Source organism: uncultured Thiodictyon sp. (genome assembly GCF_903828115.1).
In the GTDB taxonomy this organism is placed as follows: domain Bacteria; phylum Pseudomonadota; class Gammaproteobacteria; order Chromatiales; family Chromatiaceae; genus Thiodictyon.
This window is the reverse complement of record NZ_CAIKKU010000887.1, coordinates 1-23243: the sequence shown is the minus strand read 5'-3', so window position 1 is coordinate 23243 and position 23243 is coordinate 1. Positions and strand designations below refer to the sequence as shown.

Sequence of the window (23243 nt, the reverse complement as noted above, 5' to 3'; positions counted from 1 at the left end):
GCGATGCCGCTAAAGTCGCCGCGTCAGGTTCAACACATTCTCGGCGCCGATGCGGGCATAGCTGGCCGCGTCGGTATAGGCCAGAATCATAGCCACGCCGCGGCCGGACTCGGCAGCGGGTGGCGGCATGTCCCTATGATCGAGGAAGCCGGCCGGGGGCGGCGGGGCGCGATCCCGTATCTCGATGTCGATGCGGTCCTGCGCACAGCGCCAGTGGACCGTGATGGGGTGCCCCGGTTCGCCCCGGTACCCGTGCCTGATGCTGTTGGCCACCGCCTCGATGATCGCGGTGGTGAACTCATTGGCAGCCACGGCCTCCAGTCCGGCGTCGCGGCAGAGCGCGTCCACCCGGGACTGGAGGTCACCAAGCCTGGTCGGATCGCTCTCCAAGGTCAGCAGTGTCGCCGATGTGGTCATGATTCGCTATCCCGCTCCAGCACCAAGACCGAAATATCGTCCTCGAAATCAAGCGTGCCGCCCCATTGCTGCAGCTGCGCCTCGAGCTCGCGCGTCAACCCTGACCGGTGATCGCCGGCGCTCGCCGCCAGCGCGCACTGCATCCGCTCGATACCGAAGAGTTCACCTTGCCGGTTCGCGCACTCGGTAACCCCATCGGAATACAAGATGAGCCGATCGCCCGGATGGAGCAACACCCGCTGTGGTTCGTAGTCTACATCCGGGAACATGCCGAAGGGTAGACCCCCCGCCGCCAGACTTTCGATCTTGCCGTCATGGCGCAGGATCAGCGGCGGCGGATGACCGGCAAGCACGATCTGGGCCTCGCCGCTTTGTTTGTCGAGGGTGCCATAGGCGATGGTGGCATAGTTGTCGAACTCCGCATCCGGTTCGACCCAGCGGGTGTTGACTTCCGACAGAAATAGCGCGGGCCCAGGGAACCCGGCGGCCGGTGCGCCGGTGCCAGCCGCGGTCCGCGCCGACGCCAGGGTGGGCAACAAGGAAGCGCTGAGTCGGGCCGAGAACAAGGCCGCCTGCACCCCATGACCCGAGACATCGAACAGGTAAAAACCGATCAACTCGTTGTTCAGCTGAAAGTAATTGAAACTGTCACCGGAGACTTGCGCGGCCGGCAGAAACAGGGATTCGGCCCGGAACGGCGAAACCAGCTGATCCGGGGGGGGAAGCATCTGCCGCTGGACGCGCGCCGCCGAGGCCAAATCGCGCTGGATCTGATCATAGGCTTGTTGCAGGCGCTCGCGCGATTCGCGCAGCGTGCGATTCTGATCGGCGAGCAGGCCCTGCACCGTGAGTATTCGCTCCGCGACCCGCAGTCGCGCACGCAGCAGTTTCGCGTCGACGGGCTTGGAGAGGAAGTCGTCCGCACCGGCGCTCAGGCCGGCGAGCAGGTCTGACTTGTCGGAACGGGAGGTGAGCAGAATCAGATAAACATAATGCGGGAATGGCGCCGCACGCACGGCCTTGCAGAACTCCAGGCCCGACATGCGCGGCATCATCCAGTCGCAGATCACCAATTCAATGCTGGCCTCACGCATGCGCTCGAGGCCGTCCAGCCCGTCAGCGGCATCGACCGTGTTGTACCCCCAGGCCTCGAGCAGGGCGCGAACATAGAGCCGCGTGTCGGCGGCGTCATCGATGATCAAGGCGTTCAACAATCAGCCCCTCGGCGCGGGCTGTGCGTCACGGCGGTGCGAACAGCGCAGAGTCGCAAGGCCGGCGTCACAACATATTGATATAGTGTTTTATTTTCGCCGAAGCTCTCGGTAGGGAGGTCTTTCACAACCGCCAAACCCGCGGCGGCACAAGACCTGCCCGGCGGGTCCCACGCAAGCCGACGCGACCCGCTCATGGCCGATAGAGCACCTTCCCACACACCCGCGCCCCCCCCCGCTGCCTGGCCTGGCAGAGTTGTTCGTTGGCCAACCGCAGCAGGGCCTCGGCCCCGCCGTCGATGGCACGTCGGCCCGTGGCCACGCCGACACTGACCGTCACCACCGGCGCAGCCGAAGAAGAGGCGTGACCGATGCCGCGGGCACGTACCGCCTGCTCGACGTGCTCGGCCAGTTGTGTACTGGGCTCGAAATCGGTCGCCGGGAGCAGGCAGGCGAACACTTGCGCGTCGTAGCGGGCAATGATGTCGCCCGGACGGTTCAGTTTTGACTCCAGGACCCGGGCGATCAAGCGCAGCGCGTCGTCGCCTGCCTGAGGCCCATAGTAGTCGTTGTAGGCATTGCAGTGATCGATCTCGATCACAAACAGCGACAAAACACTGCCGCTGCGTTTGGCCCGCGCGCACTCGACCCCGATCTGCTCCTCGAAGTAGCGCCGGCTGTAGACCCCGGTCAGCCGGTCGCGAAGGGCCATGACATGCAACTGCTCGGATTGGAATTTGAGCAGCAGATGTGCCCTGACCCGGGCGAGCAGCACGCTGGCATTGACCGGCTTAGTGACGAAATCGGCCGCGCCGGCATCGAGATAGGCCGTTTCATGGACACTGTCCGTATGCGGGGTGATGAAGATCACCGGGATCTGCCGCAGGGTTTGCGCCGCCTTGAGTTGCGCCAGGAGTTGCAGGCCATTGGTCCCGGGCGTCTCATCGTCCAGCAACACCAGGTCGGGGAGCGTCTTGGTGCAGAGCGCGAGCGTGGTCGGACCGTCAGCGGCCGTAAGGACCTCGCAGTCGGCGCGCAACACCTCATAGGCGGTCTGGGCAATGAGTGGCTGGCCGTCCATCGCCAACACCGTGGGTCGGCGCGGCTGCTCTGCAAGCGCATTTGAAGACGTTGGGCTCATGGTTAGACTCTCGCTGTAGTGCGCCGGGACCAGTCACAACGGGGAGCCTTCAAGGAGTCCGGCTCGATCTCCATCGCTTGGCGGGCGCCTCGAAAATGCGGCGGTTACCGGTGGCTTGGTTCGGGTTTCCACAAGGTTTCAGTAACCCGAGCAAGTCTCTAAAATTATTACTTAAGACATCATCTCTCAGCAGTGTGGCCAAGCGCTTGCCACGACATGTTGGGAAATTACATCTTCTTAAAGTAGTCTTCGCCGTCTGCCCTACAATCATAGCAGGCAATGTTAAGTTGATGTCAAGGAATAGTCAAGAAAATTGGGGGGACGCGGGTTGTCGTGCCGCCGCCACGAGGACCGGCCCGCGGCCTGCCAACCGCCGCGACGCTCACCATGGTCGCGGCTCCGCAACCGCTATCACTTGCCAACACCTGCGGCTGGAATGGGAGGATAGCCCCGTTCCAGTGGGTTGCCCTGCCCGCGGACGCCCCTGCCACCGCGGGCTTAACCGCTGGCCTGACTGGCGCCGGCCACCAGTACGATGACGCTTCGCGCATCCGCGCGGCAGGTAGCATGTTCCAGTGGACGCGACCGCCAGTGTTCGGCAATTGCATCGTCGCCACTGAGCGCCGTGTCCACAAATCGGCGCCAACGCTGGCCGTCCTGCCTGGGCAGCTCGAACTCATGGGGCTCCCAATGGGCGTTGGCGATCAGAAATACCTCTTCTGCCCGGCCTTGCGGCACCGTACCAGACAGGTGCATCGCCAGACTGTGTGAGGCCTCGCCCCAGTCAGGCTGACCCAGCCGGAAACCGTGCCACGCGATACGGGGACCATGGCCGTCTTGCGGCACAAAGCTGTCATGGAGCAGCAGTTTGCAGCCTTTCCTGAATTTAATCAGGCATCTGAAAAAACGCAGTAAGCTCTGGTTTTGGCGCTGCCCGGCCCAGTCCAACCAACTGATGACATTATCCTGGCAATAGGCGTTGTTATTGCCTTGCTGGCTGCGTCCGAACTCATCCCCGGCAACGAACATCGGCACGCCCCGCGAGAAGAACAGCAAGGTCGCGAAATTGCGCACCTGGCGCTCGCGCAGCGCCATGATGGCGGGATTGTCGGTCGGCCCTTCGACCCCGCAGTTCCAACTGAGATTGTGGTTGTCGCCATCGCGGTTCTCTTCGCCATTGGCGAGATTGTGTTTTTCATCGTAGCACACCAGGTCACGTAGCGTGAACCCGTCGTGGCTGGTAATGAAATTGATGCCGTGGCTCGGCGCGCGACCATACTGGTACAGGTCGGAACTGCCCGCGAGTCGCGTCGCCAAACTCCCGACCTTGCCCGGCTCCCCCCGAACAAAACTCCGGAGATCGTCGCGGAAGCGCCCGTTCCATTCAGCCCAGCGCCCCCAGTTCGGGAAGCTGCCCACTTGGTACAGGCCCGCCGCATCCCATGCTTCGGCAATCAACTTGGTGTTGGCGAGGATCGGGTCGGCGGCGATTTGCTCAAGCAGGGGCGGGCTGGCGAGGACCTGGCCGTCTTGGTCGCGACCAAGGATGGATGCCAAATCGAAGCGGAAACCATCGACATGCATGTCCATGACCCAATAGCGCAGGCTGTCCAGGATAAAATGACGCACAAACGGATGATTGCAGTTGATGGTGTTGCCGCAGCCGGAGAAATTCATATAGCCGCCGGCGGCCGTCAGCATGTAATAGACGCTGTTGTCTATGCCTTTCAACGAATACACCGGGCCACGCTGGTCACCCTCACCGCTGTGGTTATAGACCACATCGAGAATCACCTCGATGTCAGCCGCATGCAGCGCCTTCACCATGTCCTTGAACTCGGCGACCTCCCCGCCGGGCGCCTGATCGGCGGCATAACCGGCGTGCAGCGCGAAAAACGACAGCGGATGATAACCCCAAAAATTGTGCAGCGGCTGGTTATCGAAAGGATTGACGCGGTTGCTTTCCAACTCGTCGAACGCGGTCACCGGCAGTAACTCCACCGCCGTGATACCCAATTGCTGCAGGTACGGAATCTTCTCGATGAGGCCCCGAAAGGTGCCGGGATGTCGTGTTTGGGAGGATGCGTGCCGCGTAAAGCCCCGCACATGCAGCTCGTAGATGACCGATTCTGCCAGCGGGCGGTTGAGCGGCTGGTCACGCCCCCAATCGTAGTCATGAGTGACCAGCAAGGCGCGTCGCACCGTATTATGTCGACCCCCTTGTTCCCCCCACACGCGGCAACCGTTCAGAGCAATAGCGTAAGGGTCGGCAAGTAGGATATCGGGAGCGAAGCGATGCGGCACGGACCGAGGGCCGTCAAGGTGGTAGGCATATTCGATTCCAGGATCCAGCCCGGCGATAAAGGCATGCCAGACATGGCCGGTACGATTGCACTGGGGATCGAACGGAAAGCGCGCCAACACCTGCGCATCCTGCGGTTGGAACAACACCAGTGTGACGGCGGTGGCATGGCGCGAAAAGATGGCGAAATTGATACCGCCCCGCACCACCGTCGCACCGAGCGGCAAGGGGTGACCGCGCTCAAAGCTGAAATCCTCCGTGATGTAGGACAGCAGCCCTTGGCCGGGTTTGTCTGGGGTGTTCATGCGAGTCGTCCGGCGTCGATCGTAATGGCAGCAACTCTCTGAAAAATCGCCCGGGGGGCGATTTTTCAAGCACCTTCCGTGAGGGGGATGATGGCGATGTCCACCCGGCGGTTCAGGCGGCGACCGGCGTCGGTGTCGTTGGTCGCGATCGGTTGGGACAGGCCGTAACCGGACGCTCGGATGCGCTGGGGCAGCACGCGGCGACCCTCCAGATAACGCTCCACCGACCCGGCGCGCCGCTCGGAGAGTTGCTGATTGTGCTCTGCCGACCCCGTGTTGTCCGTGTGCCCGGCGACCACCAACTCGGTCTTGCCATACTTGTTCACGATGGCGGCGATCTTGTCCATGGTGCTGTAGAAACCGGGCTTGATCTGATCCGAGTCCACCTCGAAGGTGGTCTCACCGGTCATGCCCACCAGCAGTTGATCATTGGGGAGTTTCTCGACGCGGATGGCCCCGGCGCTGATCTCCTGGGCCAGGACCTTCTGGAAATCCTTGCGTTGCTGCTCCATGTAGGCCCCGGCCAGGCCCCCGATCAGGGCCCCGCCCACGGACCCGATCAGGGCCCCGCTGCCGGCGTTGGCCCCCTGTGAGCCGATGATCGCCCCCAAGGCGGCCCCGGCCGCGGTGCCGATGGCGGCCCCCTGCCCGGTTTCGGTCATCCCGGACCCGTCCGTGGCACACCCGCTCACAAGCAGGCTGACGGTCGCCGCAATCGCGGCACTCTTGGCAAGACGCTGTCTCATCGGGACGACTCCGAACGCAAAGGGTGATTGGCGCAGGCCGATACGCTGGCGGCGGGCAGCCATGAGGCACCGGACGGCGACCCGCGGCCGGCTTGCTGCCTGCGACCGGCCGACGATGATAACAGGGGCGCCGTCGGGTCCGCGGTGCGGATCGCGGGCCGCCTACGCGGCCCGCAACCCAAGCCCGCGTCGCCGCCGCGAAACCGGACCAGGCCCCCAAATGGGTCGAGCGCAACGACACCCATCCTTGGCGCTGCGCCTCACTGGAGGCGCCGCCGCCCCCTGGACCTTGCATCTGGACGATTGGACATCAACTCAATAACCAAGCGTCTAACCCCATTTTCAGGAGACACGATGATCAGTTACCCGACGCCCAAGGCACCGCCGGGCGCCCGCGCGCCCTTGGATTGCGCCCCGTCGGGCTCCGTCATCGACCGGGACTCGACCCATGTTTGACCTGGGCATTTACGGCTCAGGACTGATCGTTGCCCTGGCGCTGGCCCTGGGCGGCTGGCTGTTGAGCACCCCGTTGAAGAACGCCGGCATCGCGGACTCACTGTGGCCGGTCTTCTTCGTCCTGCTCAGCATCACCTACGTCCTGAGCGCGCCCGATCCCAATGGCCGCGCCTGGCTCGTGTTCTTTCTGGTCTGCCTCTGGGGCGCCCGGCTCGGCACCTACATCACCCGCCGCAACTGGGGGGAATCCGAGGACCGCCGCTACCGCGCCATGCGCGCGGCGAACGACCCGGGCTTCTGGTGGAAGAGCCTCTACCTGGTCTTCGGGCTCCAGGGGCTACTCGCCTGGGTGATCTCACTGCCGCTCCTGGCGGCGCTGCTGGGCCAGGCGCCCCCGGGCTGGCTGGACGGCGCCGCCGCGTCCTTGTGGCTGCTGGGTCTCGGCTTCGAGGCGGTCGGCGATCGGCAACTCGCCCGTTTCAAGGCGCAACCCCAGAACGCCGGCCGCGTGATGGATCGCGGCCTGTGGCGCTACACCCGTCACCCCAACTACTTTGGCGAGGCCTGCCTCTGGTGGGGCTTCTTCCTCTTCGCGCTGGCCGCCGGCGGCTGGTGGAGCATCGTCTCACCCGTCCTCATGACCTGGCTCCTGCTGCGCGTCTCCGGCGTCAGCCTGCTGGAACAGGACATCGGCGAGCGGCGCCCCGGCTACCGGGAGTACATCGAATGCACCAACGCCTTCATTCCGGGGCCGCCACGGCGACCGGCCCATCACGAGAGACCGGAGACACCCAAATGACTGAACACCCGCTCGCCCGCTCCCAGCCACCGCGCAGCGCCGCGGCCCTGCTGGGACTCTTACTCACCTGCCCCGCGGCCCAGAGCGCCGTCGCCGCGACGGACGCGCTGCGCTTTCGCGTCTTTCTGAACCAGGACCCGATCGGCGAGCACAGCTTTCAGGTTGGCCCCGGTCCGAATGGCAAGCAGATCGTCAGCCGCGCCAGTTTCGACGTCAAACTGCTCTTTGTCACCGCCTACCGCTATCGCCACGAGAGCCGCGAGGAGTGGCGTGACGGCTGCCTGCAGCGGATCCGCTCCAGCACCGACGATAACGGCACGGCCTATACGGTGGCGGGCGACAAGCAGGCCGACACACTGACCCTTAAAGTCAATAGCGAGGCGCGGCGTCTTCCCGACTGCGTCTCCACCTTTGCCTATTGGGACCGTGACTTCCTGAAGCGCCCCCGTCTGCTCAACCCGCAGAACGGCGAACTGGTCGAGGTGCAGGTCACGCCAGGGGGCACCGAGCGCCGCGTCGTCCAGGGCCGCACGGTCGAGGCCGAGCGCTACCGGCTGCGGGCAGACAAACTCGACATCACCCTGTGGTACACCGCGGACGGCCGCTGGGTCGGGCTGGAGAGCGACACCGGCAAGGGCCGCACCTTACGCTATGAACGGATTTGAACCATGACACCGACCAGCACCCGCCTGTTCGCCATCTCACTGCTGCTCATGAGCGCCGCCGCCCTGGCGCAGGAGAAACCGATGCAGACCGTACCCCAGGTCGACCTGGCCCGCTTCATGGGTCCTTGGTATGTGATCGCCAACATCCCGACCTTCGTCGAGAAGGGCGCCCACAACGCCGTGGAGTCCTATGCCCTGAACCCGGACGGCACCATCGCCACCACCTTCAGTTTCCGCAAGGGCGCCTTCGACGGCCCCCAGAAGGAATACCACCCCAAGGGCTTCGTCGTCCCCGGCACCGGCAATGCCCGCTGGGGGATGCAGTTCATCTGGCCCTTCAAGGGTGACTTTCGGATCATCTGGCTGGAGCCGGACTACGGCATCACCGTCATCGGCCGCGAGAAGCGCGACTATGTCTGGATCATGGCCCGGCAACCCCAGATCCCCGAGGCCAAGTTCAAGGAAATCGAGGCCTTCCTCAAGGGCGTCGGCTACGACACGGCGCAGCTGCAGCGGGTACCGCAGCGCTGGTAGGCAGGCCGACCCGCGGGGGCGCCGCGGCCCCCGCGGTCTTTTTCATTCCGGCACTCGAAATCCCGCCCCGGATCGACGATGATCCACCATCTGACCCAGGCCGCGCGCGGCCAGTGTCACCAGCGCCAGCCACACCACCCTTGGAGAGCCTGATCATGCGCCCCACGCTGCCCATCCTTGCCGCCTGCTTCAGCCTGGCCCTCATCGGTGCCGCCCTGGTCCGGGCGGAAACCGAGTCGGAAAAGCTCTTGGATCAGTCCTCGTTCGCGGAGTCGGAGGACCCGACCCAGGTCCGGGAAGAGCATGCGATCGAGCAGAAGGACGGGATGAACGCCCCCCGGGACCAGGCCGCCGACCCGGGCAAGAAGGCCGCCACGACGCGGGCCCTGGATGCAGCGACCGGCGCCGCCGGTGCCGCGGTGGTGCCGAACAAGTGACCTGAATCCGCCGATGGCTGGACTGTCGGCCCGGCGAGCAGCATCAGCCCAGACTCAGGAGCAGGTCACCATGACCAAAGCCCCCTTGCACCGTCGGCCGGGAGCGACGCCCGGCGCCCGGACGCTGACGGCCCTGCTAGCCGCCCTGGCGCTCGCCGGCTGCGCCTCTTCGCCCAACACCCCCACCGGCGTCATCTCGATCACCGTCAAACCCGGCGACACCGGGAGTTGCGAATCCACGCCCTGCCAGGTCCGGCTCGTCATGCCCCCGGGGACCGGCACCTACGAGGTAACCGGCAACGAGGTGCGGGTCGGCACCTTCCCGGCGGGTCAGACCGTGAATCTCGACGGCTACTGGAACTCCCAGAAATTCGCCATCGTCGGCGCCGGCGTGAAGCCGGCCTATGTCTATGTCCCGTCGGACCTTTGAGAAACCCCGACGCCGGCCGGGATCATCGCCGCGACCGCCGCCAGCGCGTCCCGCACTGGAAGGAAGGTCGAGGCTTTGCCGTAAAAGCCGCGCAGCGACGCCGTGGGAGTGGCTTCAGCCGCGACGAGGCCTCGCCAGCCGCCGCAACGTCGCCATCTTGATTACTGCAAAGCTGGTTTGTCGGCATCGCCTTACGCGGCGATCCGTCCCACATCCGCGGCACTGAGCCCCAGCAAGTCGGCGCCTTCCCCCACGTTGAGCCTGGGTAGGAGAAAACAGCGTACCGGACCCTTACCCTGTCCGTGGTGCGGGTCAGGTGCTTTTATTTGGGGACAAATTCCCTTCTTGGGTTTATCGTGTGGCGTCGGTGGGCGCTCGCCCCAATCATCCCGAAGCCGGGCGCCGAACCCCGTTTGCTGGAGCTGCACCCATGGCGCATCTTGGTCCCAGGTCTCACCCGCGGCGGCGGGGGCTCGTCCGGCCCCTGGTGCCCCTGGTCCTGTGGTGCTGCGCCCTGTGGCCCTGCATGGGCGCGGCCGCGGCCCAGGTCGAGGTGGCGGCGGAACTGGAGCGGATGATGACCCAGTACGGCTTCGCGATGAAGCCGGCCGACCTGGATGCGACGCGCGATAAGAAGGCGCGCGCCGAGGAGGGCGCGGAAGTGCTCCCGCGCCTGCGGGTGCTCTTGGAGGGATTTGACCACATCATCGTCCAGGCGCCGCAAGGCGGGGTCGAGCGCGTGCTGATCCTGGGCGCGAAGACTGCTTACACTCCGCCGGCCCCGGCCGCCGCGACACCTGGGGCCGCCGACCCCGCGGGCGCCGCGGGCGAGATCGTCCTCGACACCCAGCGCGTCGGTTCCTCCCATGCCGTCACCCTGACCCTGGAGGGTGAAGATGGCAGGCGCGTTTCCCGAGTCCTGTTGGTGGATACGGGGGCCGACTATGTGGTGCTCCCGAGCTCGCTGATCGCGCAGCTCGGCATTCCCCCGGAGGCACTGCGCCAGCAGCAGGTGCAGACCGCCAACGGCAACGTGGAGGCGGCGCTCGGGGTCCTCCAGGCGGTCTGGTTGAAGGATCAGCGCGTCACCGGGGTCCCGGTGGCCTTCATCGAGGATGGGAGGCTCGGCGGCAACGCCCTGCTGGGGATGAGTCTGCTCGGGCGCTTTCGCCTCACCATCGAAGACGAAAAAAACCGGCTGCTGTTGGGAACGAAGTGATCCGGGCGCACCGCGGCGGCATGCGCCGATTCTGGCGCTATCGCCCGGATCGGTGGACAATCAGCGGACAATTTTCTGGCTGGACTCACGGGAGACTTGATCCTTGGTCAATCGTTACGCCTATAAGCCCGGCCGCACGGCACTGGCGATCTATGTGCTCGTCGCCGCGGCCCTGGCCGCGGCCATCAACGCCGTCATTGTCTTCTCGGATGCGGCCGAGTGGACCGAATCCCTGAGAAAACCGGCCTTCGCACTCTCCGGGCTGCAGATGGGGCTGGTGTGGGAGGTCCTCTTCGCCTGCATGGCCGCCGCCTACTGGGTCGTGCGCCGCACCCCGCCGCTGCCGGAGCGCCGTGCCGCGTCCATCGCCCTGCTGGCGATGATCCTCGTGGTCATGGCCTTTCCCTTCTACGCCCTGCTCCCGCAGAGCCTGCTCAACAGCTTTGTCGGCACCTTCGCCTCCGCGTTCATCGCCTGGATCGTCTGTGGCGTGGTCTTCGTCACCAGCAAGCGGGCCGGCCTGCTGTTGCTGCCGCTGGCGCTGTGGCTGAGTTTCGCCTCGGTGGTGGCCTTCAATGTCCACCGCCTCAATCCGCCGGTCAGTCTGTTGGGCTGACGGATGGACGATCGGCAACTGCTGCGCTATAGCCGTCAGATCATGCTGCCGGCCTTTGGCATCGAGGGCCAGGAACGGCTGCGCCGGTCGCGGGTGCTGGTGGTGGGGCTCGGCGGGCTCGGCTCGCCGGTCGCGATGTATCTGGCGGCGGCCGGGGTCGGCCGCCTGGTGCTGGCCGACTTCGATGCCGTGGACCTGTCCAATCTCCAGCGCCAGATCCTGCACACCACCGAGCGTATCGGGATGCCCAAGGCGCAGTCCGCGCGGACCGCCCTGGCCGCGCTCAACCCCGAGGTCGAACTGGTGCTGGTCAAGCGCAGCCTCACCATCGATACCCTGCCCGGACTGCTTACCGACGCAGACCTGGTGGTTGACTGTTGCGACAACTTCGACACCCGCTTCGCGGTCAATGCCGCCTGCGTGGCGGCGCGTAAACCCCTGGTAAGTGGGGCCGCCATCCGGATGGAGGGACAGGTGGCGACCTTCTCCGGCCAACCCGGAGGACCCTGCTATCAATGCCTCTTTCCCCGGGATGGCAGTGCCGACGAGACCTGCGCCGCCCACGGCGTACTGGCCCCGGTGCCCGGTATCATCGGCAGCATCCAGGCGACCGAGGCAATCAAGGTCCTGACCGGCCTGGGGGAACCCCTGTTCGGGCGCCTCCTGCTGCTCGATGCCGCCGTCATGCAATGGCGCCAGATCCGCCTCGTCGCCGACCCGGCGTGCCCGGTCTGCGCGTTAGTCGCGGTCACGCCCGAGCGTCAGGCCGAGCCAGGGCAGCGCGAGTAGGACCATGAAGATGGCGGCATTGGCCGGGATGTGCAGATTGGCGTCGGTTGCGGAGTGGATCAGGATCGCGGTGATGCCCATCAGGCTCGCAAAGGCCATGCCACGGCACAGGGCGTCCTCGCGACGCCAGAGCACATGCAGCGCGGCCGCCAGTGACAGCAGGACCACACCGGCCAGGGGCACTACCCCAACGATCCCGTATTCCAATTGAAACTCCAGCAGGTCATTATCCGCGTGCGCGAAATGCAGCGGGATCGACTCCGCGTCGCGGTAGGCCGGGTAGACGGCGGAGAAGCTCCCACCCCCGCTCCCGAACCAGCGATAGTCGCTCAAGTAGGCCGCTGCGCGCACCCCCAATTGATAGCGCGCATCCTCGGTCAGCACGGTCTGCTCCAGGCGCTCGCGCACCCGATCGAGCCCGAACCAGGTCCCCAGGATCAACAGGTCTACCGCCACCAGACTCACCAGCAAGATCAGCACCGGCCTCGGCGAGCGACGGAAGCTCAGCACGCCGATCGCCCCGGTGACCCCCAGACTGATGAAGAAAGCGGTATTACCCATGCGCGAGGCAGTCATCACCAGCGCGATGACGAGGATGGCGAGGTAGATGCGTAACCGTGCCTTGCGCCCGAGCAGCGTCCTGACCCAGGCGCGCAGCCGCTTGCGCCAATTGGAGGCTTCACCTGGTTCGGACAGGTCCGCGACCAGCAGACCGATCCCCAGGGCAAGCGCCATCTCCAGGTAGCCAGCCAGGTGATTGGGGTTGACAAAGGTACCGTGGGCGCGGGCCGCGGCGTCGATGAACAGCCAGGAGGTTCCGGCGAGTGCCAGCAGGCTCGCCAGCATGGCCTGGGCGACCGCCGCGAGCACCAGGGTACCCGCCAGGAGGCGCAGGCGTCGGCGGCTGCGCACCAGCAGCAGCACCAGCACAAAGACCCCGGTCAGGGCCAGACCGAGACGCCACGCGATCAGCGAGTTGTGCGGGGCCATGCTGAGCGGTGCGTACCCCGGGGGGGCGGCATCGCCCAAGGCCAGCGAGGTGGCCGCCCACTGCCGCGCGGCTGTCGGCGACAGGACCTCGAGCCAGGGCCATGGCAGCGGCAGCAGTTGCAGGAGGCCAAGACCAAGCCACAGCACCAAGGCCGCGGTGGCAAGTCGTGCCTTTGTGCCCGCGCTGGTCAACCAGACGCGGGCGCCGTAGGCGAGCACGAGCCAGGCCGCCGCCAAACCGAAGATGCCGACCTCAAGCAGGGCGCGCGCCCAGGGTCGGTTGCTGCCCAGCGGCAGGGGCGCCCAGACGAGGAGGACCAACAGGGCGTAGAACAGCCACCGATCACTGGAGCCCAAATAGGGCGCCCAGCGATCCCGCGGGGGGGGCCTATCGATCATCGCAGGCCCGCCGCGCGGGCGCGCAGATCCGCGTACAGGCGCACCAGCGCGGGGTCTGATGCCAACAGGGGCTCGACCAGGGCACTTCGATGCAGGCGCACGGCCTGCTCGAGCAGGTGGTGGGGATCGCGCCGCAGGCCATGGCGCAGGAGCGCCAGGACCTCCCGTCGGCCGTCCGGCTCAAGCACGGGCCAAGCCGCCAGGCCCAGGTCGATCAGGGCGCCCAGGGATACCGGCTCCGAGCGGCCCAACTCGGCCGCACGGGCATAGAGCCGGTTGAATGCCCCGCCCCACAGGCCGAGTTTGAAATCGATGCGCAACACCGAGGTCAGCCCCAGGGGCCAGGTCGGGCGCTGACGAACCCCCTCGACATAGCGTTCGCGCGCCTGCGTCAGGAGCCGGTGTTCCAGGTCGGAGCGCGGCGCGGCCTGCCCGGCCTGGCGTTCCAGGTAAAGCGCGAACTGATCGGCGTGACGCGGGTCAGCGGGCTCCAGGCGCCGGGCGAGCGCCGACAGGCGGCGGATCGCACGGTCTTCTGCCCCCCCGGTGACCACCCTCACCCCAGGCGCATCCCCACTGATCCGCCCCGCCTGCCAGGCGGCCACACTGGCGAGCGCACTGGCCAGGCTCCAGCAACAGGCCAGCGCGACCAATCCCAGCAGGGTGCCAACCAGGCCCCGGCGCGCCCGCACCCTCACCCCCGCTTGCCGCTGTCGCGGTAATACTGGGTATAGCCCCGGTACGCATAGGAATAACGTCGGTAGCGGCCATAGCGGTAAGACCCGTACCGGGCGCTCTTGGCATTGTCGAAGTGGTTCAGCACTGCGCCGATCAGATGCGCATCGACCCGGCGCAAGCGCTTGACCGCGAGTTGTACGAGTTGACGTGGCGTAGCGTCCGCGCGGACGACGAAGACCACCGCGTTACATAGGCGCGAAAGTACCAGGGCGTCGCTCACCGCCTGGGCCGGGGCCGAATCGAGCACGATGCGGTCGTAGCGCTGCGCCAACTCCTCAAGGGTCTTCTCAAAGCGCTGGGAGGAGAGGATCTCCAGTGGGTTAGGCGGCGTCGCGCCGGCCGGCAGGACGTGCACATTCGTTCCCTCCAGGGGGTGGATGCACTCATCGAGCGGCGCGGTACCGGCCACGAAGTTGGACAGACCCGGGGCCTGCGCGGGCAGCCCGAGACGCTCGGCCACCGAGGAGCGGCGCAGATCCGCGTCCACCAGCAGCACCCGCTCCAACTGACCCAGGGCGGCGGCGAGATTGATCGCGACGGTGGTCTTACCTTCCCCGGGAACGGTCGATGTGACCAAGAGGACCCGCTGTGGATTATCGAGCCCGGACAGGGCCACGGCGGTCCTGACGGTGCGGATCGCCTCGGCGAAGTCACTCTTGGGGGAGTCGAGAAAGATGCGCTCGGGCCGCCCTTTGCGCAGCCCGCGCCGGCCCAGAAGTGGGACCGTCCCCAGGGTGGGGAGTTGGGTGTAAAGCTCGACATCCTCGGCGTCCTTCAGCGTGCTGTCGAGGTAGTCCTCGAGCACCGCGAGCCCGGCGCCCAGGACCAGGGCCAGAAACACCGCGATGCCCACGATGCGCGCCTTGCGCGGCTCGATCGGCGCCCGCGGGACCCGTGCGGCATCGATAACCCGGGCGTTGGTCGACTCCACGTCTGCGCCCAGATCGGTCTCCTTGAAGCGCTTCATGAACACTTCATAGAGTTGGCGGTTGGTTTCCACCTCGCGATCGAGCGAGCGCAGGGTAAAGGTCTTGCGGCTCACCTCCTGGGCGCGTGACTTCATCGCATCGAGTTCCTGCTGGAGCTGATCCGCTCGCGATTTGGCGATGTCGTACTCCTTCTTGACGCCGGCCACGGTGTTGTCGATCTCAAAGCGCAGCTTGGCGCGAATCGTATTCAGATCGGAGCGTGCCGCTGCCATCTTCGGATGCTGGGCACCATAACGCTCGGCCAATTCCGCGGCGGCACGCTCGGCCTTTACCTCCTCGGTCTTGAGTGCCTGGACGGTCGGGTTGCGGATCACGACCGGATTGGAGCTCAGCTCCGCGCTCGCCAAGTCCCGGAGTTTTCGCACCTGGTCGTATTCGTTGGCCGAGCCGTCGCGTTTGGCGCGCGCCTCGACGAGGCGCGCGGCCAGATCGCCGAGTTCCCGATCGGTCAGGTCCAGACCGCTCTTCACGTCCACCAATCCCTGTTGCTCGCGGTAACTCTGGAGCTTGCGCTCGGAGGAGTCCACTTGGCCGCGCAGACCTTCCAGGCGCCCGGTCAACCAACCGGCGGCCTTCTTGACCTGCTCCAGGCGGGTCTCCAGCCCAAACTCGATATAGGCATCCGCGTAGGCCGCGGCAACGCGGGCAGCCAATTCCGGATCATGTGAAGTCACCGCGACCCGGATCATCTCCGACTCCGGCAGCACACTCGCCTGCACCTGTCCCGCCAAGGCCTCGACCACGCTGCGGTGGGCGTCCTCCTTCGAGATGGGCGCCGGGTCCTGGTCGGACTCGAACCAGTCCGGGAGCAGGCCGCGCAGACTCAACCGAAAGCGCGCCCGCTGCGGCGCCTCCTGGCGAGGATCGAACTCAGGATGGGTCCACAGGTCCAGGCGCTCCGCGACGCTCTGCGCAAGCGCCTGGGATTTCAACAGCAAAATCTGCGTTTCAAGGTAGGTCTGACCGGCCAGAAAGGAATACCAACCGCCCGCCGGATCCTTGTCGACCGGGCTGAAGCCGCGGCGGCTGGTGTCGATCAGGAGCGTGGTCGAAGCCTTGTAAAGCGGCTCCAGGGACTGGGCTACCAAGCCGGCCAAGAGGCCGATGGCCAATGCCAGACCGACGATTTGCGGCCATCGCCGAAACACGACTCGCCAATAGGTCGCCGGATTGAAGGCATCGCCCGGCGCGGTCACGGCAACCGCTTCGCGTCCCGGCGCGGCGGTGGCGACGGGTATCTCCAATTGGTCCTCGCCGCGATTGATCAAAAGAAGCTTTCCTTGACGATCACCGTGTCGCCCGGCCCAATGCTGTCATCCTGCCCCACCTTACGCTCTTGCTTGGCGGCCCCCTCCGAGACCACGAAGACCTTACTGCGCGAGGCGCGCTCGGTATAGCCGCCGGCAACCGAGATCGCCTTACGCACGGTCAACCCCGGCAGGTAGGGGAAACTCCCTGGGCGATTGACCTGTCCCATGACGAAAAACTCCCGATAGGCCTCGATGCTCACACTCACCCGCGGGTCGACCAGATAGGGCCCGCGCAGCCGCCCGGTGACCAACTGCTCCAACTCCCCCGGGGTGAGACCCGTGACCTTCAACTCCCCAAGCAAAGGGTAAGAGATGGTACCCCGGGCGCTGACCTGGCCGGTCACGGTCAGGTCGTCCTCGCCGAAGACGGCGATCCTCACCTTGTCCCCGGCACTCAAGCGATAGCTCTGCAGGTCATCGCCACCGGTGGCCAAGCCGGAAAAGAGCAGGATGAGGCAGGCGCCAACCAGCAGCCGGGACCAGCGGGTGCGGGGCATACAGCGAAGAACGGGGACCGGCAAGACAGCAAGCAAAGTCATGGGATCGACCAGGTGGAGGGTTGAGTAAGCGCCTTAGTGCACTCAAGGCAGCCTCCGCGGCAAGGCTCCCGGACACGGGGTCAGTACGCGGTGCGCACCGAGAACAGCAGCACATTGTCGGTGTAATCCGCCGCGTCGAGGGGCACGTCGGAGGTGCGTGCCTCATAGGTATAATTGACCCCGAGTTCCAGCCACCGCCGCATCTGATAGAAGACCCCCCCAGAGGTATTGTAACGATGGTCCGTGCGCGCCTCGCCGATATATTTGTCATTGGTGCCGAGCAGCCCGACCCGGGTATAAAGGCGCGGCTGCCAGTAGTATACCCAGTCCAGATTGACCAGGCTGACCACAATCGCGTCGGCCAGGCCCGTGTTGGTCTCGGCCGGGGTGCGTTCAGTCACCAGATTGAACGTGGAATAGGTGCGGGGGCGATACTGGATCTGGGCCGACCAACCGAAATCGCTGACATTCTCCCGCTGGCCCGCGCTGAAGTTCTTGCCCAGCCAGCCGACCTTCACAGTGCCGCTGGTCTTTGCGGTGGCGTCCCAGGTGACGCCGGTATAGAGGGTCATCTGGTCGCTATCAAGGGTGAGCGCACCCGGAGCTTGACGCGTGTAATTCACCTTTTCCCAGGCCGCGTCAAACAACAACGACACCTTGGGGCTGACCCGCGTGTACAGGGTCGCCCCCAGGACGGGCCGGTCGTTGTCGCGCACCTCCTGGTTGTTGTTCAAGTAATGACGGGTCCGGTAACCCGCCATCAGATCGAGACGGCCGCGCGCCCCCGGGGCACCATAACTGTAGCCGAGCGTGACGCGGTTTGAATCCCAGAGGTCGGGATGCGGGTAGAAAAAATTGGCGCGCGAGGAGTCCACCGGCGAGCCCGAGCCGCGGCGGTCATGCCAGTACCAATACTGGTAGTTGAAGGTGACGCGATGCCGCAACCCGAACTCCCAATTGGCGTTGGCCTGCGCCTGCTGATCCGTGAAGTTGTCGGCCGGGCTCGCGCTGACGATGCCGATGCGGGCGAAATAAGACAGGCTGTATGAATCCGCCCCCTTCAAGGCCGTGAGGCGGATGCCCGGCTCCACGACCGTTTCCCAGGTAGACAACCGCCCGACGCCGCCCAGGCCCGCAATCGCATTATCGAGGCGCACATCGTTGCTGGTCTTAAAATAATTGGATTCGTAACCCGCGAGCAGATTGAGCCACGGATAGGCCCGAAACCCGCCAAGATCGAACCCGGTTCCGACCGGCTGACCGAGCGTGGTCCCCGGAACCGCGCAGATCGCCAGGACGACGACAAGCATGAAGGGGCGCAGCCTTACCATTAGAAGGGATTCTCCGCAGTATTGGCGATCAGGGCCGAAACGGCACTCAGTTGGGGCTGGCAAAACCACCGGGGTCCGCGCGCTGGTCCAGGGTGTGGTCGAGGTAGCCGCCGCCGATCAGGGCCTGGGTGTAGAGTATCCCGTAAATCGCCTCGTCGGGCTCGGCGTAGGGGGAAACTTCCGGAAAGCTTCGCTCGGCCAGGGAGCGCCGCTCGTCGATGTAGCGTCGATATTCGTCATCGATGAGTCCCTTCTGCATCATACGTTCCAGCCGCTCCCGCTCCAGGTCGCGCTGCGCCTGGGTTGCCGTCGTGGCCCCGGCAGCCGGGGCCCCGCCCACCGGCGCGGCGCGGCGACGCCGCTCGATCTCCGCGGCCGCTGCCAGCACGCCCGCGTCGATCAGGTATCTTGCCGTCGGGCCCTTGATCAACAGGGCACGCGTGGCGACACGCGCGGCGACACCCGACGCGTTGCCGTCCTTGCCACAGGCGAGGATGGTGTCGCGCACCACGGTGAAGACGTCAAATCCGCTGAGCAGCAGGGCCTCGGTGAGGTCGCCCGTGTCAGTGGACTCTGAACACAGCTCGGAAATCCGCTCCTCCGCCCCCGTGGCGCGCGCACCCGTCGAGGCCAACCGCTCGGTCAAGGCCCCCACCGACGGTGAGATGAAGGCGGCGTTCGTGACGCCGACGGTTTGTGCCGCGGCAAGCGCCGCGGCACTCAAAGCCGCAACCCCAAGTAGGCAAGTAACGATCTTGACATTCATGTTTCCGACTCCGGCAGTGCACACGACGTGCTGATCTGAGGTGACCCAACAGACCAACCTGGACACCAGCGTTCTAATTCTGGCACATTTCCCGGTAAAAGCTCCAGAGCCGTTGCGCCCTTTGCGCGCACCAGCCGTTTCAGGGCGCCCTGCGCCAGTCCTTAGGGCGCATCTGGTCCGCCCTGAGTTGGGGACTGAAGTACAGATCGGCCGCATCGAGATCCACCGCGGCGCCCACGGCATCCACCAAGGGCCGCTCGTCGTCCTTCCAGCCCCGCAACCCGGTCCGCAGTGAGGCGACGTCGGAAAAGCCTAGTATCAACAGAGCATTGGCGGCCAACACGCTGCGATAGCCGGAGCGGCACACCACCACCAGTTCCCGCTGCCGCGCCCGCACCAGGTCCGGAACCGTCTCCTCGTACTCCCACTCGCAGGCGGACTCCAGGATGCCGCGGGGGACAGAGAGTGAGCCCGCGATGTGCATGGCCGCAAATTCGTGCGGCTCGCGGACATCCACGATCAACAGGTCCGGGTTTTCTTGCCGACGCTCCGCCAGGTCCCAGGGCATGATCTCTCTGACATCCTGCAGGCAACCCCGTATAAGCTCGATAAAATTTTTCATACAACTATCTGACTAGCGGCGGGTTTCGAGGTGGCGGCGCTACCTTCACGCTGTTGCAGGTCCCACATGGCCGCGTACTGGCCGCCGGTCGCCAGGAGTTGCCGGTGGGTCCCCTGCTCGCGGATGCGCCCCTGTTCCATCACCAGGATCCGGTGTGCCTCCACCACCGTGGACAGGCGGTGGGCAATGATCAGGGTAGTGTGGTTTTCCGCCACCTCCGCCAGGGTCTGCTGGATCGCCTGCTCGGTGTGGCTGTCGAGCGAGGAGGTCGCCTCGTCGAAGACCAGGATGCGCGGGCGCTTGAGGATCGCCCGGGCGATGGCCACCCGCTGCTTCTCCCCGCCCGAGAGCTTGAGTCCACGCTCGCCCACCAGCGTCTCCCAACCGTCCGGCAGACCCTCCACAAAGGTGCGGATATGGGCCATCTCCGCCGCCCGTTCGATCTCCGGGCGCGTCGCCGTGGGGCGCCCGTAGCACAGGTTGTAGTAGATGCTCTCGTTGAACAGGACCGTGTCCTGGGGGACGATGCCGATGGCGGCACGCAGGCTGGCCTGGGTCAGGTCGCGCAGGTCCGCGCCATCGATCAGGATACGCCCGCCGGTCACGTCATAGAAGCGGAACAGGAGCCGCGCCAGCGTCGACTTGCCGGCCCCGCTGTGGCCGACCACGGCCAGGGTCTGACCGGGCTCGATGCGGAAGTCCAGGTCACGGAGAATCGCGCGCTCCGGCTGGTAATGGAAGTCCACATGCTCGAAGCAGATCCCGCCCCGACCGGCCGGGAGCGCGCACGCGCCCGGGCGGTCCGCGATCTCGGGTTGGCGCTCCAGGAGCTTGAACACCAGGTCCATGTCCGCCAGGGCGTACTTGATCTGGCGATAGACGATGCCCAGGAAGCCGAGCGGGATGAAGAGTTGGAGCAGCAAGGCATTGACCATCACCAGGTCGCCGACGGTCATGGTCCCGCCCACCACGGCGTCGGCGGCGAAGACCATCAGGAGTGTCACCCCCAGGGCGATAATGGCCCCCTGACCGAAGTTCAGGACCGCCATGGAGGTCTGGCTCTTGACCGCCATCTCCTCCCAAGCGGCCAGGGTGCGGTCGTAGCGCGCGAGCTCCATGGGCTCGTTGCCGAAATACTTCACCGTCTCGTAGTTGATCAGGCTGTCGAAGGCCTGGGCATTGCCGAGCGAGTCCAGGCGGTTCATGTCGTGGCGGTAGTCCATGCGCCACTCGGTGATGGCGAAGGTGAAGGCGACATAGACCGCGGCCGTACCGAAGGTCACGAGGGCGAAGACCGGCGCGTAGCGGCCCAGCAGGACCACCGCCACCAGGGCGAACTCGACCAGCACCGGCAGGACGCTGAAAACCATGTAATTGACGATGGTGGACACCGAGCGGGTGCCCCGCTCCAGGTCCCGGCTCACCGCCCCGGTGCGCCGCTCCAGGTGGTAACGCAGGGACAGGGTGTGTAGATGTTCCAGCACCCGGGTCGAAAGCCGGCGCATGGCCCGGTAGCGCACCCGGGCGAACACCACGTCGCGCAGTTCGTTGAAAAGCGAACTGCCGAGCTTGAGCGCCCCATAGGCGAGCAACAGCGACAGCGGCAGGACCAGGGTCTGGCCCCGGGTCCCGCTGAAGGCGTCCACGATCCCCTTGAGCACCAGGGGCACGCCCACGTTGGCGACGCGGGCCAAGACCAGACAGGCCAGTGCCGCGACCGCCCTCCCGCGAAACTCCCAGAGATAGGGCAGCATGGCGTGCAGGTTGCCCCAGTCGCGACGGTCACCGTGGACGCGCTCGGTACTGATGATTCGTGGTTGCATCGGGTCTGGTTGCGTTTGGGCCGCGCGGGTGTCAATTTACACGGCGGTGCGGGGACCGCCGTCGTGCGCGGCCCCGGTGAAGTAAGGTCATCGCTCGATGAGGACGGATAATGACAGATCATACCCCGGCCGACACGGATTGCAGCCGCCGGGAACCCTATGCCCTGCAGGTCCTGGGCGAGGAGATGGCGCCCGAGTTCCCACACGGCTGCATCGTGATCGTCGCCCCCGGCGACCGGCGCGACCCCGGGTCCTATGTGTTCGCGCAGGTTGCGGGGGTGCGCTGGTTCCGCAAGTATGTGCGCGACCCGCAGGGGGCCGACTATCTGATCGCCGAACACCCGGATTATCCGCCAATCAGCCTTGCCGGGCGCGACTGGGCCGTCCTCGGCGTCATCGTCCAGCGCAACATCCGGCGCCGGATCAAACACTACCCTTAGCGAGGCCGACAGCGGCGGCAAGCCGCTTCCGCGGTTTTCAGCCGCCGACGCGCTCCGGCCGCAGCGACGCCATGTCGATGACGAAGCGGTATTTTACGTCGCTGCGCAGCATCCGCTCATAGGCCTCGTCGATCTGCTGGATCGGGATCATCTCGATGTCGGAGACGATGCCGTGTTCGGCGCAGAAATCAAGCATCTCCTGGGTCTCCCGGATGCCGCCGATCAGCGAGCCCGCCAGGCGGCGGCGCTTGAAGATCAGGTTGAAGACGGTCGGCGACGGATGCGGATTCTCGGGTGCCCCGACCAGACACATGGTCCCGTCGCGCTTGAGCAGCTCGAGATAGGCGTCCAGGTTATGCGGCGCGGCCACCGTATTGAGAATAAAGTCGAAACTGGTGAGGTGCTGCTTCATTTCATCAGGGTTTTTCGAGACCACGACCTCATCGGCACCCAGCCGGCGGGCATCGGCCGCCTTGCCCGGCGAGGTCGTGAACAGCACCACATGGGCGCCGAAGGCATGGGCGAACTTCACCCCCATGTGGCCCAGGCCGCCCAGGCCGACCACGCCGACCTTCTGGCCCTTGCCCACGTTCCACTGCCGCAACGGCGACCAGGTGGTGATACCGGCGCACAAGAGCGGCGCGACCCCCGGCAGGTACAGCTTGTCCGACACCCGCAGCACGAAGTGTTCGTCCACCACGATGTGGTTGGAGTACCCGCCATAGGTCATTTTTCCGGTATGCGGGTCCGGGCTGTTATAGGTCAGGGTGAAGGTCGGGCAATATTGCTCCAGGCCGTCGCGGCAGTCAGGGCAGGTACCGCAGGAATCGACCATGCAGCCGACGCCGGCCAGATCGCCGACCTTAAAACCCTTGACCTCGCCGCCCACCGCGGTGACCCGGCCGACAATCTCGTGGCCCGGCACCACCGGATAGACGCTGTTGTGCCATTCGTCGCGCACGGTATGCAGGTCCGAATGGCACACACCACAATAGAGGATCTCGATCTGCACGTCGCGCGGGCCGGGCGCGCGGCGCTCGAAGTCAAAGGGAGCGAGCGGGGCGGCCGCACTGTGGGCGGCGTATCCAAGCGTAGGGGTCATGACGAAGGCGCTCCTGGAATAGTAAGGTTGACGATGCGGCAGCCCGGTCGGCGGTCTTGATCATGATTCCACCTACCCCGCGCGGCACCTTCGTCGCGGCCTGGGGGCCGCTCCTACGGGGGTAGGA

At 65.7% G+C, this 23243-nt stretch carries 23 protein-coding genes; 9 read left to right on the top strand and 14 right to left on the bottom strand.

Annotated elements, in window-relative coordinates; all coding sequences use genetic code 11:
- Positions 1-9 precede the first annotated feature (9 nt).
- The 5 genes from QZY48_RS33595 to QZY48_RS33575 all read right to left on the bottom strand — a co-directional run bounded on the left by QZY48_RS33595 (position 10) and on the right by QZY48_RS33575 (position 6122).
- Complete coding sequence (locus QZY48_RS33595; protein WP_295438980.1) at positions 10-417, bottom strand: ATP-binding protein; 408 nt, start codon at positions 415-417, stop codon at positions 10-12.
- Positions 414-1628, bottom strand: coding sequence for a SpoIIE family protein phosphatase (locus QZY48_RS33590; RefSeq protein WP_295438979.1), 1215 nt, complete (start codon positions 1626-1628; stop codon positions 414-416). The genes QZY48_RS33595 and QZY48_RS33590 overlap by 4 nt, the downstream gene beginning before the upstream one ends.
- 193 nt (positions 1629-1821) lie before the next feature.
- Positions 1822-2769 (bottom strand): diguanylate cyclase, encoded by a 948-nt coding sequence (locus QZY48_RS33585; protein ID WP_295438976.1) that lies wholly within the window; start codon positions 2767-2769, stop codon positions 1822-1824.
- A 498-nt stretch (positions 2770-3267) separates the two neighbouring features.
- Positions 3268-5376 carry a glycogen debranching protein GlgX gene (glgX, locus tag QZY48_RS33580; protein WP_295438974.1) on the bottom strand — a complete coding sequence of 703 codons (2109 nt, stop codon included), beginning with the start codon at positions 5374-5376 and terminating at the stop codon, positions 3268-3270.
- A gap of 65 nt (positions 5377-5441) precedes the next feature.
- Positions 5442-6122 carry an OmpA family protein gene (locus tag QZY48_RS33575; protein WP_295438972.1) on the bottom strand — a complete coding sequence of 227 codons (681 nt, stop codon included), beginning with the start codon at positions 6120-6122 and terminating at the stop codon, positions 5442-5444.
- A gap of 448 nt (positions 6123-6570) precedes the next feature.
- Between QZY48_RS33575 and QZY48_RS33570 the strand changes: the two genes are divergently transcribed.
- The 8 genes from QZY48_RS33570 (at position 6571) to moeB (ending at position 12067) form a co-directional block, all read left to right on the top strand.
- Positions 6571-7377, top strand: a complete 807-nt coding sequence (locus tag QZY48_RS33570; protein ID WP_295438970.1) for a DUF1295 domain-containing protein — start codon at positions 6571-6573, stop codon at positions 7375-7377.
- Positions 7374-8042, top strand: a complete 669-nt coding sequence (locus tag QZY48_RS33565; RefSeq protein WP_295438969.1) for a DUF6134 family protein — start codon at positions 7374-7376, stop codon at positions 8040-8042. Before QZY48_RS33570 ends, QZY48_RS33565 begins: the two co-directional genes overlap by 4 nt.
- Positions 8043-8045: 3 nt before the next feature.
- Complete coding sequence (locus QZY48_RS33560; protein ID WP_295438967.1) at positions 8046-8576, top strand: lipocalin family protein; 531 nt, start codon at positions 8046-8048, stop codon at positions 8574-8576.
- A 155-nt stretch (positions 8577-8731) separates the two neighbouring features.
- Complete coding sequence (locus tag QZY48_RS33555; RefSeq protein WP_295438965.1) at positions 8732-9013, top strand: hypothetical protein; 282 nt, start codon at positions 8732-8734, stop codon at positions 9011-9013.
- A gap of 70 nt (positions 9014-9083) precedes the next feature.
- Entirely contained in the window at positions 9084-9443 is a 360-nt protein-coding gene (locus QZY48_RS33550) for a hypothetical protein (RefSeq protein WP_295438963.1), read from the top strand.
- 430 nt (positions 9444-9873) lie between these two features.
- Positions 9874-10662 (top strand): TIGR02281 family clan AA aspartic protease, encoded by a 789-nt coding sequence (locus tag QZY48_RS33545; protein ID WP_295438961.1) that lies wholly within the window; start codon positions 9874-9876, stop codon positions 10660-10662.
- Positions 10663-10765: 103 nt separating this feature from the next.
- A complete protein-coding gene (locus tag QZY48_RS33540; protein WP_295438960.1) occupies positions 10766-11278 on the top strand; it encodes a tryptophan-rich sensory protein in 513 nt (170 codons plus the stop codon).
- Between the two features lie 3 nt (positions 11279-11281).
- Positions 11282-12067, top strand: a complete 786-nt coding sequence (gene moeB / locus QZY48_RS33535; protein ID WP_295438957.1) for a molybdopterin-synthase adenylyltransferase MoeB — start codon at positions 11282-11284, stop codon at positions 12065-12067.
- Here the strand turns inward: moeB and QZY48_RS33530 are convergent.
- From QZY48_RS33530 to QZY48_RS33495, 8 genes are all read right to left on the bottom strand, one after another.
- On the bottom strand, positions 12017-13456 hold the full coding sequence (locus QZY48_RS33530; RefSeq protein ID WP_295438956.1) for an O-antigen ligase: 1440 nt from the start codon (positions 13454-13456) through the stop codon (positions 12017-12019). The genes moeB and QZY48_RS33530 overlap by 51 nt on opposite strands.
- Positions 13453-14154 carry a hypothetical protein gene (locus QZY48_RS33525; RefSeq protein ID WP_295438953.1) on the bottom strand — a complete coding sequence of 234 codons (702 nt, stop codon included), beginning with the start codon at positions 14152-14154 and terminating at the stop codon, positions 13453-13455. Before QZY48_RS33525 ends, QZY48_RS33530 begins: the two co-directional genes overlap by 4 nt.
- A complete protein-coding gene (locus tag QZY48_RS33520) occupies positions 14151-16451 on the bottom strand; it encodes a polysaccharide biosynthesis tyrosine autokinase (RefSeq protein WP_295438951.1) in 2301 nt (766 codons plus the stop codon). The genes QZY48_RS33525 and QZY48_RS33520 overlap by 4 nt, the downstream gene beginning before the upstream one ends.
- Positions 16448-17032: a polysaccharide biosynthesis/export family protein gene (locus tag QZY48_RS33515; RefSeq protein ID WP_295438950.1), complete on the bottom strand. Its 585-nt coding sequence runs from the start codon at positions 17030-17032 to the stop codon at positions 16448-16450. The genes QZY48_RS33520 and QZY48_RS33515 overlap by 4 nt, the downstream gene beginning before the upstream one ends.
- An 80-nt stretch (positions 17033-17112) precedes the next feature.
- Complete coding sequence (locus QZY48_RS33510) at positions 17113-18363, bottom strand: outer membrane beta-barrel protein (protein WP_295438948.1); 1251 nt, start codon at positions 18361-18363, stop codon at positions 17113-17115.
- Between the two features lie 46 nt (positions 18364-18409).
- Entirely contained in the window at positions 18410-19129 is a 720-nt protein-coding gene (locus tag QZY48_RS33505; RefSeq protein ID WP_295438946.1) for a hypothetical protein, read from the bottom strand.
- A 139-nt stretch (positions 19130-19268) separates the two neighbouring features.
- A complete protein-coding gene (locus QZY48_RS33500) occupies positions 19269-19751 on the bottom strand; it encodes a rhodanese-like domain-containing protein (protein ID WP_295438944.1) in 483 nt (160 codons plus the stop codon).
- On the bottom strand, positions 19748-21574 hold the full coding sequence (locus QZY48_RS33495) for an ABC transporter ATP-binding protein/permease (RefSeq protein ID WP_295438942.1): 1827 nt from the start codon (positions 21572-21574) through the stop codon (positions 19748-19750). The genes QZY48_RS33500 and QZY48_RS33495 overlap by 4 nt, the downstream gene beginning before the upstream one ends.
- A 110-nt stretch (positions 21575-21684) precedes the next feature.
- On the opposite strand from QZY48_RS33495, the gene QZY48_RS33490 reads away from it, so the two are divergent.
- Entirely contained in the window at positions 21685-22014 is a 330-nt protein-coding gene (locus QZY48_RS33490) for a S24 family peptidase (protein ID WP_295438941.1), read from the top strand.
- A 37-nt stretch (positions 22015-22051) separates the two neighbouring features.
- Here the strand turns inward: QZY48_RS33490 and QZY48_RS33485 are convergent, their stop codons facing one another.
- Positions 22052-23116, bottom strand: a complete 1065-nt coding sequence (locus QZY48_RS33485; RefSeq protein WP_295438940.1) for an NAD(P)-dependent alcohol dehydrogenase — start codon at positions 23114-23116, stop codon at positions 22052-22054.
- Positions 23117-23243: the final 127 nt, after the last annotated feature.